Genomic DNA, 14,579 nt, shown 5'->3' on the forward strand with positions numbered 1-14,579 from the left:
GGCCGCGACCCTTGTAGATTGTAAGCGGGGCGGCGGGTCCTGCCGCCGCTGAGGTTCCGACGAAGCGTGACGAGCCACCCGCGCGACACTCCGCAATTCTACCTCACCGCGCCCTCCCCGTGCCCGTATCTGACGGGCCAGGAAGAGCGGAAGGTGTTCACTCATCTCGTCGGCCGCCGCGCTCGCGATCTGAACGAGATCCTGACCCAGGGCGGCTTCCGCCGCTCTCAGACCATCGCCTATCGCCCAGCCTGCGAATCCTGCCGCGCCTGCATCTCGGTGCGGGTGGTGGTGGATGATTTCGAGCCGAGTGCCAGCCAGAAGCGGGTGATGGCCCGCAACAGCGATTTGATCGGCGGGTCCGAGCAGAATCGTCCAGCGTCCGAGCAATACGCCTTGTTCCGGCGCTACCTGAATGCCCGGCACGATGATGGCGGCATGATCGACATGACCATGCTCGATTACGCCATGATGATCGAGGACAGCCACGTCGACACGCATCTCGTCGTGTATCGCCGCCATGGGCCGGATACGGCGATCACCGGGCGCGGTATGGGCGGGCCGCTCGCCGTCTGCCTGACGGACGTGCTCGCGGACGGTCTATCCATGGTCTACTCGTTCTTCGAGCCGTCGGAGGCCGGGCGTTCCCCCGGCACCTTCATGATTCTCGACCACATCCGCCGGGCCAAGCAGCTCGGCCTGCCGTACCTCTATCTTGGCTATTGGGTCGATGGCTCCCGCAAGATGGACTACAAGGCCAAATTCAGGCCGCAGGAGCGGCTGATGGGCCCTGGCTGGGTGCGCGTGGAATAACGCCGCCCTGCCCCGTCACCCGTGCGCATTGAGCTGAAAGCCGCACGGTGCTACCCGCCGACCGTTCCCCGACGGTCGAGTGCGCTTCGATGATCCCCCGCTACAGCCGCCCCGCGATGACCGCGATCTGGTCGCCCGAGTCGCGTTTCCGGATCTGGTTCGAGATCGAGGCCCACGCGACCACGGCCTTGGCCGAAATCGGCGTCGTGCCGAAGGACGCGGCCGAGAAGGTCTGGGCGATGGGCAAGGACGCGACGTTCGACGTCGCCCGCATCGACGCCATCGAAGCCGTGACGAAGCACGACGTGATCGCCTTCCTGACCCATCTCGCAGAGATCGTCGGGCCGGAGGCGCGCTTCGTCCACCAGGGCATGACCTCCTCGGACGTGCTCGATACCTGCCTGAACGTGCAGCTCGTCCGGGCTGCCGATATCCTGATCGCCGATGTCGATGCCCTGCTCGATGCCCTGAAGCACCGGGCCGAAGAGCATAAGATGACGCCGACCATCGGCCGCTCGCACGGCATCCACGCCGAGCCGGTGACCTTCGGCCTCAAGCTCGCCCAGGCCTATGCCGAGTTCGCCCGCAACCGCGCTCGCCTCGTTGCCGCGCGCGAGGAGATTGCCACCTGCGCCATTTCGGGCGCGGTCGGCACCTTCGCTAATATCGATCCGCGCGTCGAGGAATACGTCGCTCGCAAGATGGGCCTGAACCCCGAGCCGGTTTCGACGCAGGTCATCCCGCGCGATCGCCATGCCATGTTCTTCGCCACGCTCGGCGTCGTCGCCTCGTCCCTGGAGAGGCTGTCCATCGAGATTCGTCATCTCCAGCGCACCGAGGTGCTGGAGGCGGAAGAATATTTCTCCGAGGGGCAGAAGGGCTCCTCGGCCATGCCGCACAAGCGCAACCCGGTGCTCACCGAGAACATCACCGGCCTCGCACGCATGGTGCGCAGCTACGTGACGCCCGCCATGGAGAACGTGGCCCTCTGGCACGAGCGCGACATCTCGCATTCGTCGGTCGAGCGGATGATCGGCCCGGACGCGACCGTCACCCTCGACTTCGCCCTCGCGCGGATGACGGGCGTGATGGAGAAGCTGCTGGTCTACCCGGCCAATATGCAGAAGAACCTCGACCGCCTCGGCGGCCTCGCCCATTCGCAGCGGGTGCTGCTCGCCCTGACCCAGGCCGGTGTTTCACGCGAGGACGCGTACCGGCTGGTCCAGCGGAATGCGATGCCGGTCTGGCGCGGCGAGGGCGACTTCCTCACCCTGCTCAAGGCCGACACGGAAGTGACGGCGGCCCTGACGCCCGAGCAGATCGAGGAGTGCTTCGATCTCGGCTACCACTTCAAGCATGTCGACACGATCTTCCGTCGTGTCTTCGGGCAAGCCTGAAGCGCCGCCGCGAAGCCTGCACGACCGTTCGACCGCCTGATTTCGAGGAATATCGCCGTGAGCGCGTCCCGCATCGTCTACCTGAACGGCGAATTTTTGCCCTTCGAGGAAGCAAAGGTTCCGATCATGGATCGGGGCTTTCTCTTCGCTGACGGGATCTACGAAGTGTCTGCCATCCTCGACGGGCGTCTGGTGGACAACGCGGCGCATCTGGCGCGGCTGGACCGCTCGCTTGGCGAGATCGGCATCCGCAACCCGCACGATTCGTCGGAATGGGAGCGGTTGCAGACCGAATTGATGCGCCGGAACGCTGTGACCGAGGGGCTGGTCTACATGCAGGTCACGCGCGGCGTGGCGGAACGTGACTTCGCGTTCCCCCCGGCCAGCACGGCGCCGACGGTGATGATGTTCACCCAGGCGAAAAAGGTGGCTGCCAACCCCTTGGCCGAGACAGGCGCGCGGGTCATCACGGTCGAGGACCTTCGCTGGAAGCGTCGGGACATCAAGTCGGTGGCCCTGCTCGCGCAGGTGTTGGCCAAGCAGCAGGCTGTCGAGGCGGGCGTCGCCGAGGCATGGATGATCGAGGACGGCTCGATCACGGAAGGCTCGTCCTCCACGGCCTTCATCATCAGCGGTGACCGCAAACTCGTGACGCGGCCTCTCTCGACCGCGCTCCTGCCTGGCATCACCCGCGCCAGCGTCCTCCGGCTCGCCGCCGAGGCTGATCTGACCATCGAGGAGCGGCTGATTCCCGTGCCTGAGGCACACGCGGCCGCCGAGGCCTTCTACACCAGCGCGTCAGCCTTCGTGATGCCGGTGATCGAGATCGACGGGAAGGCGATCGGCGACGGAAAGCCGGGCCAGCTGACGAAGCGGCTGCGGGGCTCTATCTCGAATTGGCGCGGGCTGGCTGAGGCGCGGTTTCTACGGCGGGCGGAACGGTTTGGCGTGCCGCCTGTTTCGTCGGGACGTCGTAACCAAGCCTGGAGGCCGCGTTGCCGAGCCTGTTTCGTCTCTCCAAAGTGCCCGCCGCCGCCCTCGCGGTGCTGCTGACCGGCGGGGTGGCGCTGGCCCAGAACCCGGACGTCCCCCTGCGCAAGCAGGACAGTGATCCCGCCCTGCCCCCGGCGACTCAGACGCCGCCCGACCGGGTTCGTCCAAGTGCCGACGCTCCGCCGCAGGATCAGACCCTGTCGGACAAGCTTCAGAAAAACGATGGCGTGATAAAGCCGCCCGCCGATGCGGCGACGGGGAACGTGGTCAAGCCCGACCAAAGCGGCTCGATGCCCGTGATCAAGCCCGGTGAATTGCCCGGCCGCCAGCCCGGCACCGAGGCAAAATAGGCGCGGACAGCCGGGTCCAACCGCCCGGTCCCGACCATGTTTGCTTGATTTCCCTTGCGGGATCGCGAAAACGAACTGTGAGCCTGCCATCCCGGATTGCGTCCGGAGCCGTGGCGGGCATTGACACGGGTTCAAGGCAGGCATGGCCAACGTCGTCGTAGTCGGCGCCCAGTGGGGCGACGAGGGCAAGGGCAAGATCGTCGATTGGCTCTCAGAGCAGGCCGACGTGGTCGTTCGTTTCCAGGGCGGCCACAATGCCGGCCACACGCTCGTCATCGACGGGGTGACCTACAAGCTATCGCTGCTGCCGTCCGGCGTGGTGCGCGGTGGGACGCTGTCTGTGATCGGCAACGGCGTGGTCGTCGATCCCTGGCACCTCGTGGAAGAGATCGCCAAGATCGCACAGCAGGGCGTGACGATCACACCCGAGAATCTGCGCATCGCGGACAACGCCACGCTGATCCTGCCGCTGCATCGCGAATTGGATCATTACCGCGAGACCTCGAATTCGGTGCTGAAGATCGGCACCACGAAGCGCGGTATCGGCCCCGCTTACGAGGACAAGGTCGGTCGTCGGGCGATCCGGGTGGTCGACCTCGCGGATGCCGACATGCTGGACGCCAAGATCGCCCGGCTCCTCGCCCATCACAACGCGCTGCGCCGGGGCCTCGGCATCGATGAGATTGACGGCGCTGCGCTGAAGGCCGAACTTCTGGCCATCGCGCCGAAGATTCTGCCCTTCGCGGATACGGTCTGGTCGCTGCTCGACGAGGCCCGTCGCGCCGGCAAACGCATCCTGTTCGAGGGTGCCCAGGGTGCCCTGCTTGATGTGGACCACGGCACCTACCCCTACGTCACCTCCTCCAACATCGTGGCGGCTCAAGCAGCGACAGGGTCCGGCCTCGGGCCCTCGGCCATCGGCTACGTCCTCGGCATCGTGAAGGCCTACACGACCCGGGTGGGCGAAGGCCCCTTCCCCACCGAGTTGACCGATGCCACCGGTGAGCGGATCGGCGAGCGTGGGCGCGAATTCGGCGTGGTCACCGGACGCAAGCGCCGCTGTGGCTGGTTCGATGCCGCCCTGGTTCGCCAGACGGTGCGCACTTCCGGCATCAACGGTATTGCGCTGACCAAGCTCGACATCCTCGACGGGTTCGAGACCATCCAGATCTGTACTGGCTATCGCCTCGACGGACGCGAGATCGACCACCTCCCGGCCAGCCAGGCCGATCAGGCCCGTGTCGAACCGATCTACGAGGCATTCGAGGGCTGGACGGAGACGACCGCGGGTGGCCGTTCCTGGGCCGATCTGCCTGCTCAGGCGATCAAGTATGTCCGTCGGATCGAGGAGCTGATTGGCGCGCCGGTGGCGCTTCTGTCGACCTCGCCCGAGCGCGACGACACGATCCTCATGCACAATCCCTTCGAGGATTGATCGGCACACCGGATATCTCGTTGACGGCGTCGGTGTCGGGCCACCTACGGTGTTGAACCGTCGCCGTTTCGGTTAATAGAGCATGATAGGGAGGCGGCTGCGGGTTCAAGAGCAGCCGCCAGGGCGCCAAGCGGGCGAACCGGAGCAGTATGGCCGATTATTACCCGCTTCTGGCGAGGGCCCTGGACGCTCTTCCCGACCGCTCGCCCGGTTTGCGGCGGGCCGTCTACGACAGGGCGCGCAACGCCCTGATCAGCCAGCTGCGCTCCCTCGAACCGCCCCTGTCGGAAGACGACATCGATCTCGAACGGCGAGCCCTCGATGCGGCCATCGAGCGGCTGGAAGTCGAGCATGGCGGCATTCCCGCGCCGGCCAACGATGCCGCTAAGGACAAGCCGGAGCCGGCCGCGCCGCCTCCGCAAGCTCCTCCTGCTCCGACGCCGGTCCCCACGCCTGCTCCTGAGCCCGAACCTGCGCCTCCCGCTGAGCCGAAAGTCGAGTCGCTGCCAGAGGCGGACCGGCCGCAGGCGGGCCCCGTCGAAGAGCCCGCACTTCCAGCCGCGTCTTCGCCCCGCTTCGTCCTGACGCCCGAGCCGATCCAGGAGAAGCCGCGCGAGGCGGCCGTCGCCTTCGCGCCGCCGAAATCCGCCTCCGTTCAGGACACGGAATTCACGCCCGCCGGGCCCAACGCTTCCGAGCCTGTCGCACCGCCGCAGGCTGAAGAGCTCGATGCGAGCGCCGATCTCGGACAGGGCCGCCAGCGTCCGCGCATCGCTGTCGTCGCGCCCCGGACCGGGCGGTCGAAGATCTTGCGCAACCTGCTCATCGGCACTGTCCTCGTGGCGGTGATCGGTGCCATCGCGGTCGCGGCCTTCCTCCTGCGGGACAAGCCCCAAACCGCCACGCGCCTGAATTCCGATCCGGTGCAGCAGACCGGCGAAAACCCGGACACCAAGTTCAATGACCGCGTGGGCGGCGAGGCAACCCCGGCCGAGCGGCCGAAGCCGAAGCAGGACGGTGCTGCACCTCGGACACAGACTCCCGCAGTGCCCGAACAGCCGACCGTCGCCGTGGCGAAACGCGCTTTCCTGATCGAGGAGTCGACCTCGGCAGAGAACTCGCAACCCCAGACGACGCCGGGCCGCGTCACATGGCGCCTCGATACGGCCAACGGCGAACAGGGTCAGCCGCTCCAGACCTCCGCGACGGCCGTAGTGAGCTTTCTGGATGGGGGTCTGACCCTCACCATGACAATCCAGAAAAACCTCGATTCGACGCTGCCCGCCTCCCATACGGTCAGCCTGTCCTTCACTCAGAGCGGGCCTGATGCGGCCTCGCGGACCGTGCAGGATGTCGGCCTGCTTCAGGCGAAAGATGACGAGAACAGCCGCGGTTCGCCGGTCTCCGGCCTTCCGGTTCGCGTACGGGACAACCTCTTCCTGATCGGCCTGTCGTCGCTTCCCGCCGATGTCGAGCGCAACACCGATCTGCTTCTGCACCGGCCCTGGTTCGACCTTGCGGTGCGCTACACGTCCGGCCGACGCGCCGTCCTGACCTTCGAGAAGGGGGCCTCGGGTGAGCAGGTCCTTCAGCAGGCCTTCGACGCCTGGAAATAATCGCCCAAACGAACGAAGCCGGCGGGGTGCCCCGCCGGCTTCGTTCGTTTCTCGGGTTGTGAACCCTCAGTGGGCGGTGGCTCGGGGCGCCTCGCGCGTTGCCACGTTGCGCTTGACTGCTTCCTGCACCTTTTCGAAGGCGCGCACCTCGATCTGACGCACCCGCTCGCGGGAGACGCCGAACTCACCGGACAGGTCTTCTAGCGTGATTGGATCCTCGGCGAGGCGACGCGCCTCGAAGATACGCCGCTCGCGAGGATTGAGGACGCCGAGGGCATCGCGAAGCGCCGAGAGGCGGTTCTGACCCTCCTGCTCACGAACCAGCACGGTTTCCTGGCTCGGGGTGTTGTCCACCAACCAATCCTGCCACTCGCCCTCGCCTTCCTCACGAAGAGGCGCGTTCAGCGAAGTATCGCCGGAGAGACGGCGGTTCATGTCCACCACGTCCTGCTCCGGCACGCCGAGACGGGTCGCGATCTGGGCTACCTGATCGGGGCGCAGGTCGCCCTCCTCCAGCGCGGAGATGCGACCCTTGGCCTTGCGCAGGTTGAAGAACAGCTTCTTCTGGTTGGCCGTGGTGCCCATCTTCACGAGCGACCACGAGCGCAGGATGTACTCCTGAATGGCCGCCTTGATCCACCACATGGCATAGGTAGCCAGCCGGAAACCCTTATCCGGGTCGAAACGCTTCACGGCCTGCATCAGGCCGACGTTCCCTTCCGACACGACTTCCGCGATCGGCAGGCCATAGCCGCGGTAGCCCATGGCGATCTTCGCAACGAGCCGTAGGTGGGAGGTCACGAGGCGGTGAGCGGCCTCGCGATCGCCGGCATCGCGCCAGGATTTGGCGAGGGTGAACTCCTCCGCAGGCTCCAGCATGGGGAACTTGCGGATCTCGTCAAGGTAGCGCGAAAGGCCACCTTCGTTGGCGAGCACGGGCAGCGTACCGGCCATGGCATCACTCCTAAAAACGGTCCCCCAGTTGGGCGGACGTGGTTGTCGGCGGAGCCGCTCTTGAGCCGACCCCCGTGAGCGCCCATTTCCACTGGGCCACTCCAACAATCCCGCCGCGTCTGGAGCACGTTGACGTCGCTACCAACGCACGACCGGATCATTGGGTCGAAAGATGACACGAAGTGCCGCGGCCTGTCGTGTCCTTTCGCACGCCCGCCGTCATAATGACGTGACCAGGGCAGCCTTTAGCGCGGCCATGTCCGGTGGAAGCGCGCTCTCGAAACGCAGGGTTTCGCCGGTGCGCGGATGGGCGAAGCCGAGCAGTTCCGCATGGAGCGCCTGCCGCCCGAGCGCTGTCAGCGCGGCCTTCGCCTCGTCTGGCAACCGGGCCGCCTTTGTGCGGAAGGCGGCACCGTAAACGCCATCGCCGAGGAGCGGATGGCCGCGATGGGATAGATGCACGCGGATCTGGTGCGTGCGCCCCGTCTCCAGCTTGCAGCGGACGAGGCTCGCTTCGGCATACCTCTCGATCACCGCGTAATGGGTGATCGCATCGCGGCCGGCCTCGTCCGAGACGACGGCAATCTTCTCGCGGTTGTGACGCGACCGGGCAAGGCTTGCCTGGATCGTGCCGATTGCTGGGTGCGGGGATCCCCACACGAAGGCCAGATAGGCCCGCTCCAGAGGCCCAGTGCGGCCATGGTCCGCGAACTGTGCCGCGAGCCCATGATGCGCCCTGTCGTTCTTGGCAACGACGATGAGGCCGCTCGTGTCCTTGTCTAGGCGATGGACGATGCCGGGGCGGCGTACGCCACCGACACCCGACAGGCTGGCCCCGCAATGGGCGATCAGGGCGTTCACCAGGGTGCCCCCGGAATGGCCCGGCGCGGGATGCACCACGAGCCCCGCGGGTTTGTCTACGACGATCAGGTCGTCGTCCTCGTAGGCGATGACGAGATCGACAGACTCAGCCTCAGGTACCGGATCGGAGGGCGGTGGCAGATCGAGGACGAGGCGTGTACCGGCGGGGATCTTGAGGGAGGGATCGCGGACCACGCCGCCATCCCGGGTGACATGACCCGCGCGCACGAGATCCTGAAGCCGCGCCCGCGACAGGTCGGGGAACAGACCGACCAAAGCGCGATCGAGGCGCAGGCCACCGTCCTCCACGGTGCCGACACGCTCCTCTCCGTGACTTTCCAACCGCCCGCACCCCTTCGTCGAACAAACTTTTCAAACGGCACTTGTGTCGCCGTCCGGGCGTCGCTATAGCAACGCCACGCCGCCGGAAAGCTCCCATCGTCTAGCGGTCTAGGACGTCGCCCTCTCACGGCGAAAACAGGGGTTCGATTCCCCTTGGGAGCGCCAGCACTCTTGCATGCTAAGGCGTAAATCCATCTTTCCCGCCGTTCGATACTGCTTGGTCCAGGTTGGACCGGCGCGGTGATATCCCGCTTGCGATCAGCTTGGGCTTGCGGACGAAGTGCTCTTGCGGCGGCACGTTTTAGTCCGTCGGAAGCGTGGTACGCGCTGCGTGACACGGCTACGCCGCACGTGGCACAGCCGCTCTCCGAGGATGGCTTATCAATCCCCTTTCGTTCTTTCATCTTGAAAGGGCCGTAGGAGCACAAATTTAAAACAGCGCGTCCATTCTCTAATTTTATTGCATCCGAACATCTAATATTTATATACAGAATTAAAATATTTTCAATCTAGCTATCGGTCTGATCTGTTTTGCTCAGACGAGTAGACTACTGATCGCGCCTCAGAGCTGGCTCTATCACGCGGGAAACTGCGTATTTCTCCAAAATATCGGGCAGTGCGTAAGTTTGCGACTTACATCACCCTTTCGTGATATAAATTTGCAGCACCCGTGATTTATTCAGTGGATTCATGTCGCTCCGAGCGTTCCAGAATGGCAATAGTTCGATGAGGATATTTCATATCGCAAATGAAGTCGTCAGCACGGGAAATGGTATTTCTAATTCAGCTGTCGACCTTGCGTGCGTTCAATCGGAATTGGGTTTCGACGTTTCGTTCATAAGCTCTGGCGGTGGATACATCGACTTACTCCAACATCACAAAGTCAATCACTATAGCGTCAACCTTTACATGCGGTCTGGCTTGTCTTTTCTCGGTAGCATAAACAAACTTGGTGGATTGATGCAGGAGTATAAGCCGGACATCGTCCATGCACACACAATGACAGCCGCTGTATTAATGCGCGTTGGCAGAGACTTCGCGAAGTTTGGACAATACGGCTTGATTACAACAGTTCATAATGAGTGGCGGTCGTCTTCGAACCTGATGAATGCGGGGGACCGCGTCATCGTCTTGTCTGAAAGTGGCAGGAGAGCTTTCGAAAGCCGGGGATTCGCCAAGCACAAGTTGCATGTGATCTGCCATGGCATTTTGCAATCTCCAAGACGCCGTACTGAAATTCTGGCTCAATTGGAAAATTCAATGCCAGATGATCGGCAGATCATCGCTACGGTTGCGGGGCTCTATAAACGGAAAGGGATCGGAGATCTGATTTGCGCATTCGGTAAGTTGGCGGAGACCTTCACCAAGGCAGAGCTTCACATTATCGGATGGGGCCCCGACGAGAAATATCTTCGCAAGCTAGCTTCCGAATCACCGGGCTCAGAACGGATACATTTCCGTGGGTTTATCGCAAAGCCTTATAAAGAGCTGAAGAAATCCTCCATCTTCGTTTTGGCGTCCCACACCGAGGCGTTTCCGCTTGCGGTCGCTGAAGCACGGGAGGCCGGGTGCGCCATCATCGCCACCACGGTGGGCGGTGTTCCCGAACTCCTCGAACAGGGCCGAGCGGGCATTCTGATTCCCCCTCATCAGCCGGACGTTCTGGCCGAGGCCTTACGCCGCCTTCTTGGTGATCGTGCGGAGCTTGAGAAGTGGCGCAGCGCCGCGTGTTCGAACCTGAACTGGCTTTCCTGTAAGAGAATGGCCGACCAGACGATCGAGCTGTATCGCTCGCTGCTCCAATCTCGCTGAGCAACGATACAGCCACTATGTCGTTTTGCCCGTAAAGGGTGGCCAGCGAAGGACATTGGCCGAACCATCTATGAACTCGAATCCACCAGCTTGGCTCAGCGTGTGGAGGCGCCGCCCCGGCCAGTTGCGGCAGGGCGCGAGAATGTTTCGGACGTTCTGTTCGTATCCTGACATGTCCAGGCGAGTGATCTCGGCCAAACCGACTGCTGCCCCGTAATGATGGCTGCAATCCTGCACCGGACGCCACAAGCGATCGTTGCGTGAAATGATCGGGCCCGCTGATCTGGCTGTTCGCGCATCGCGCAGCAACGGGTTGCCGGGATGCGCGTGCCACGGACCAAACAGATCCGTCGCGTAGAAGACACATAAGTCCGCGGACGAATTTCCCGGTTCTTCGAGCGTTCCGAGCAGCCAATACAAGCCTTTATGCTGCACAAGCGTCGCGTCGGTGATCGGAACGTCCTTGATGAGGACGGCTTCTCGTGTCCACCTGTTGGGAAAGGGATCGGCCCGATAGAGCACGACCTCGCGGTTCTCCGAGCTTTCCGGAATCATCCAGATCTGGTCGCCGTGCGCGAAGACCAGCGGGTACGAAAGATGCCAAGGCTCTTCGAGGACGCATTGCATGGACCCCATCGGTCCATCCGGGGTCATTTCGATGGCCGAAATCACGCCCTTTTGCCGGTCGTGGTGAAAGTCTTCGACGAAGAGGACCGTTCGACCCTGGTGCTCGAATGCGATGGGGTCTGCGAAGAACCGGATTCCCGGATCAGAAATGTACGTCCACTGCGTATCCGCCAGTGACTGAGTATCCCAAAGGTCGGCACCTGTAATCTTACGCCAACCCACTCTCCAATGGGGAGATCGGAAGATCCTTGCGTAGACGTTCTGGGCAACGAATTGGCGTAGCCGACTCACGAACTTCTCCCGGATCGACAGACGCCGAAGGGTCTATGCACGCAACAGAATCACCGAAGTATACACTTGGTGATACCAGCAATGGGCGCAACAGACATTCGGCGATGTCAGTACCGAGATCAGTGAAGTCGTAGGGCGGCAGGCCGATCGATGACGTCGTGAAGCTTTCGTCAGCCCTGAAGGCTTTCGGCGAAATCGTCGGGGATCTCGCCCCATTGACCGAGGATCGTCACACTCTCGAGTTCGCCGGTTTCGTCGTCCGCCACGATCTTGAGGGCGGCGGAGCCGGGCATGCGCTTGGCGAGGTTTTCAGCCTTCTTGATCGCGCCGCTCTCCGTCTGCGCCTGCTCTTGGCGAGCGGGGCGCAGGCGCTTCCGGTGCAGTTCGAAGGGCTGCACCACGTAACTGGTCTTCATCGCCATCAGCGTTCGTCCCGTGTCAGGCAAGCCGCTCGACGGCCGCGACGTAGAAACCGTCCGTCCCCGTGCGCAGGGGTGTCATCTGAATGCCGTGAACCGTTCGGCGCACGGCCTCGCTCAACGCAGGCGGGGCCGCATTCAGGAGATCGCTGTTGGGCACGGAGGCGAAGCGGCGACCCTGACGCTCCAGCAACGCGGAGATTGCGGCGTCGTTCTCCGAAGGGAACAGCGAGCAGGTGATGTAGACGATCCGTCCACCGGGGCGCACGAGCGCCGCCGCCCGATCGAGTACCGCTGCTTGCTCCGCATGGCGTGTGGCGAGGCTACCGGGACGCAGGCGCCATTTGGCGTCAGGATTGCGCCGCCATGTTCCGGAGCCGGTACAGGGCGCGTCGACCACGACGCGATCGACCATACCGTCGAGATCGGCCAGCACATCCGCCCGCTGCTTGCCGCCGCGCGGCGTGCGTACCTCAGCCTGCGCACCGGAGCGGCGCAGTCGCTCATGGATCGGGGCGAGGCGGCGCGGATCGCCATCCGTGGCGATGAGCCGACCGGCATTGCCGGTGGCTGCGGCCAGGGCGAGCGTCTTTCCGCCGCCACCCGCGCAGAGATCGACGATCGTTTCGCCAGGCTTGGCGCGCGCCAGAAGTGCGGCGAGCTGCGAGCCCTCGTCCTGAATTTCGTACCAGCCTTCGAGGAATTCGGCTTCGACGTGCAAAGCCGGGCCGCGCCCGTCAGCGCCGACCGGCACACGCAGGCCATGCGGCGCGTGCGGCGTCGGCGCAGCGCCATAGCCTTCAAGGGCTGCCTGGATGGTCTCGCGGGGGCCACGCAGGGTGTTCACCCGCAAATCGAGGGGTGCGCGCCGCGCAAGCGCCCGCAGTTCTGGGATCAGGTCGTCGCCGAGGGCGGCTTCGAGTTCCGGCAGGACGAAGGCGGGCGCATCGCCCGCGATCTCCGGTGGGGCGCCGTCGAGCGTTCCTGTCTCGATCCGGCTTCGCTCGTCCGCATTGAGGGCAGCGGGCGCGTAGCCTTCGCCCGAGAACAAAGCCGCGATGGAGGGGGCAGCGAGTCCCTGTTGCAGCCGCAGGGAGCCGATCACGATGGCGCGCGGAGTCTCCGCACCCATGATCCAGGCGGCCGAAGCGCGGCGGCGCAAAGCGTCATAGACGAGGCTCGCGATGCCCGCGCGGTCGCCGGATCCGGCGAAGCGGTGGGCGAGGCCCCAATCCTTGAGGGCATCGGCGGCCGGGCGGCGGCGCTCGATAATGTCGGCAAGCACTTCGATGGCGGCAGCGCAGCGGGCGGCGGGGGTCAGGGGATCGCTCCTGTTCAGACGGTCGGATCAGGGCGATAGCGCCGAAGTCGCCCCGGCGGAAGGGATTTCGCGCCTGCCACGATAAGGCCAAGCTTTGGCGGGACGCTCGGTGGTCATGCTTGGCGGCTCGGTCCGAACCGCAGGCCATGTTCGGAGTCGCTTAGTTCATGTCGTCTCACTCTCGCATTCTGAAGCGAATGGCCCTGCTGGGCCTCGCGTCCTCAATGCTGGCCGCGTGTGCCTCGGCTCCTCCTCCGCCGGACCTGACGCCGCCGCCGCGTCGACCTTACGATGCCAAGACGCAGCTCGAATACGGCAACCCGCCTCCGCCGCCGCCTGCGCGCTACTGATGCGGACAGGGGACGGCGCTCCGGTGCCGTCCCTTCGCGTTCAGCCTTCCCGCGCCCGCCGGGCCTCGTAGGCCTTGAGGCCGGTATAGGTGAGGTCGAGCATCGGCGTCGCCACACCATGGGCGCGGCCACGGGCAATAAGGTCGCCGATCACGTGGTCGGCTTCGATGCGACTCTTGCCCTCAATGTCGCGGAGCATGGAGGCGGTAAAGGCCGACCCCTCGGCCGTCAGTTGCGACCGGGCCCCCGCCGCCACCTTTTCACGCGGGGCGAAACCCGATGCCGTGGCGATGGCGGTGCACTCGGCATGAAGGGCGCCCATGAGATCAGCGCCGCCGGGCGCTGCCACGATATCGCCGATGGCGGCCCGCATCAGCGTGGTACCGCCCGCGAGAGAGGCGAGAAAAACCCACTTCTCCCACATCTCCAGAATGATCTTGTCCGACAGGCGCGGCTGAAACTTCGGCGTGCCTTCGCGCATCACCGTATCGAGCGCAGCAATCCGCGCCGAGGTGCTGCCATCACGCTCGCCGTAAGTGATGCTGCACAACTCGCTCATATGCCGGATCGTGCCTTCCGGCGTCAGCGTCGCGCCGATGGCGCAACATCCGCCGAGCACCTTCTCCGCGCCGAACCGGGCATCGAGCGCGTCGAGATGTGCCATCCCGTTCAGCACCGGCAGGATCGCCGTGCCCTCGCCCACAGCCGGAGCGACATCCTCCATGGCCGAGACGAGGTCGTAAGCCTTGCAGGAAAGTAGCACGAGGTCGAACGCGCCAGCGACCTCAAGGCTATCGGTCGTCACTGTGTTCGGCCGGGCCAAGTGGAGATCCCCGAGGGGGCTCACCACCTTGAGCCCATGCGCCGCAAGACGCTCCGCGCGGGCCGGGCGGACGAGGAAGGTCACGTCGGCGCCTGCTTCCGCGAGGCGCGCGCCGTAATAACCTCCGGTCGCTCCCGCGCCGACCACCAGAATGCGCATCGTGCGGTGCTCCGTC

The 14,579-nt window shown here is 64.4% G+C and carries 13 protein-coding genes, 1 tRNA gene and 1 pseudogene; 9 read left to right on the forward strand and 6 right to left on the reverse strand.

The features are described from left to right. Window positions 1-66 precede the first annotated feature (66 nt). From ACFQE0_RS27005 to ACFQE0_RS27030, 6 genes and pseudogenes are all read left to right on the forward strand, one after another. Window positions 67-813, forward strand: coding sequence for an arginyltransferase (locus ACFQE0_RS27005; RefSeq protein ID WP_378975040.1), 747 nt, complete (start codon window positions 67-69; stop codon window positions 811-813). A gap of 89 nt (window positions 814-902) precedes the next feature. Then, complete coding sequence (purB, locus tag ACFQE0_RS27010) at window positions 903-2,210, forward strand: adenylosuccinate lyase (RefSeq protein WP_378975042.1); 1,308 nt, start codon at window positions 903-905, stop codon at window positions 2,208-2,210. Window positions 2,211-2,267: 57 nt separating this feature from the next. Next, window positions 2,268-3,124: pseudogene (locus ACFQE0_RS27015) on the forward strand (D-amino-acid transaminase). Between the two features lie 108 nt (window positions 3,125-3,232). Then, entirely contained in the window at window positions 3,233-3,553 is a 321-nt protein-coding gene (locus tag ACFQE0_RS27020; RefSeq protein ID WP_378975715.1) for a hypothetical protein, read from the forward strand. 142 nt (window positions 3,554-3,695) lie between these two features. Then, on the forward strand, window positions 3,696-4,988 hold the full coding sequence (locus ACFQE0_RS27025; RefSeq protein WP_378975044.1) for an adenylosuccinate synthase: 1,293 nt from the start codon (window positions 3,696-3,698) through the stop codon (window positions 4,986-4,988). Window positions 4,989-5,137: 149 nt separating this feature from the next. After that, entirely contained in the window at window positions 5,138-6,604 is a 1,467-nt protein-coding gene (locus tag ACFQE0_RS27030) for a histidine kinase (RefSeq protein WP_378975046.1), read from the forward strand. A gap of 66 nt (window positions 6,605-6,670) precedes the next feature. Here the strand turns inward: ACFQE0_RS27030 and rpoH are convergent, their stop codons facing one another. Both rpoH and ACFQE0_RS27040 read right to left on the reverse strand, forming a co-directional pair. Continuing rightward, the gene (gene rpoH, locus ACFQE0_RS27035) at window positions 6,671-7,558 is read right to left on the reverse strand and encodes an RNA polymerase sigma factor RpoH (protein ID WP_378975048.1); all 888 of its coding nucleotides are present in this window, start codon (window positions 7,556-7,558) and stop codon (window positions 6,671-6,673) included. 219 nt (window positions 7,559-7,777) lie between these two features. Next, window positions 7,778-8,761, reverse strand: coding sequence for an RluA family pseudouridine synthase (locus tag ACFQE0_RS27040; RefSeq protein WP_378975050.1), 984 nt, complete (start codon window positions 8,759-8,761; stop codon window positions 7,778-7,780). Window positions 8,762-8,850: 89 nt separating this feature from the next. On the opposite strand from ACFQE0_RS27040, the gene ACFQE0_RS27045 reads away from it, so the two are divergent. Together ACFQE0_RS27045 and ACFQE0_RS27050 are read left to right on the forward strand one after the other, a co-directional pair. Beyond that, window positions 8,851-8,926: transfer RNA gene (locus ACFQE0_RS27045), tRNA-Glu, on the forward strand. 561 nt (window positions 8,927-9,487) lie between these two features. Continuing rightward, window positions 9,488-10,573: a glycosyltransferase family 4 protein gene (locus ACFQE0_RS27050; RefSeq protein WP_378975052.1), complete on the forward strand. Its 1,086-nt coding sequence runs from the start codon at window positions 9,488-9,490 to the stop codon at window positions 10,571-10,573. A gap of 15 nt (window positions 10,574-10,588) precedes the next feature. On the opposite strand, the gene ACFQE0_RS27055 is transcribed toward ACFQE0_RS27050, so the two are convergent. The 3 genes from ACFQE0_RS27055 to ACFQE0_RS27065 all read right to left on the reverse strand — a co-directional run bounded on the left by ACFQE0_RS27055 (window position 10,589) and on the right by ACFQE0_RS27065 (window position 13,231). Beyond that, on the reverse strand, window positions 10,589-11,422 hold the full coding sequence (locus tag ACFQE0_RS27055) for a glucosamine inositolphosphorylceramide transferase family protein (RefSeq protein WP_378975054.1): 834 nt from the start codon (window positions 11,420-11,422) through the stop codon (window positions 10,589-10,591). A gap of 239 nt (window positions 11,423-11,661) precedes the next feature. Next, the gene (locus tag ACFQE0_RS27060) at window positions 11,662-11,913 is read right to left on the reverse strand and encodes a hypothetical protein (RefSeq protein ID WP_378975056.1); all 252 of its coding nucleotides are present in this window, start codon (window positions 11,911-11,913) and stop codon (window positions 11,662-11,664) included. Between the two features lie 16 nt (window positions 11,914-11,929). Continuing rightward, the gene (locus ACFQE0_RS27065) at window positions 11,930-13,231 is read right to left on the reverse strand and encodes an RsmB/NOP family class I SAM-dependent RNA methyltransferase (protein ID WP_378975717.1); all 1,302 of its coding nucleotides are present in this window, start codon (window positions 13,229-13,231) and stop codon (window positions 11,930-11,932) included. Between the two features lie 167 nt (window positions 13,232-13,398). Here ACFQE0_RS27065 and ACFQE0_RS27070 point away from each other — a divergent pair, with 167 nt between their 5' ends. Beyond that, complete coding sequence (locus tag ACFQE0_RS27070) at window positions 13,399-13,581, forward strand: hypothetical protein (RefSeq protein WP_378975058.1); 183 nt, start codon at window positions 13,399-13,401, stop codon at window positions 13,579-13,581. A 40-nt stretch (window positions 13,582-13,621) separates the two neighbouring features. Here ACFQE0_RS27070 and panE read toward each other — a convergent pair whose 3' ends face one another. Further along, the gene (panE, locus tag ACFQE0_RS27075; RefSeq protein ID WP_378975060.1) at window positions 13,622-14,563 is read right to left on the reverse strand and encodes a 2-dehydropantoate 2-reductase; all 942 of its coding nucleotides are present in this window, start codon (window positions 14,561-14,563) and stop codon (window positions 13,622-13,624) included. Between the last annotated feature and the right edge of the window lie 16 nt (window positions 14,564-14,579).

Source organism: Methylobacterium komagatae (assembly GCF_042661665.1).
Taxonomy (GTDB): domain Bacteria; phylum Pseudomonadota; class Alphaproteobacteria; order Rhizobiales; family Beijerinckiaceae; genus Methylobacterium; species Methylobacterium komagatae.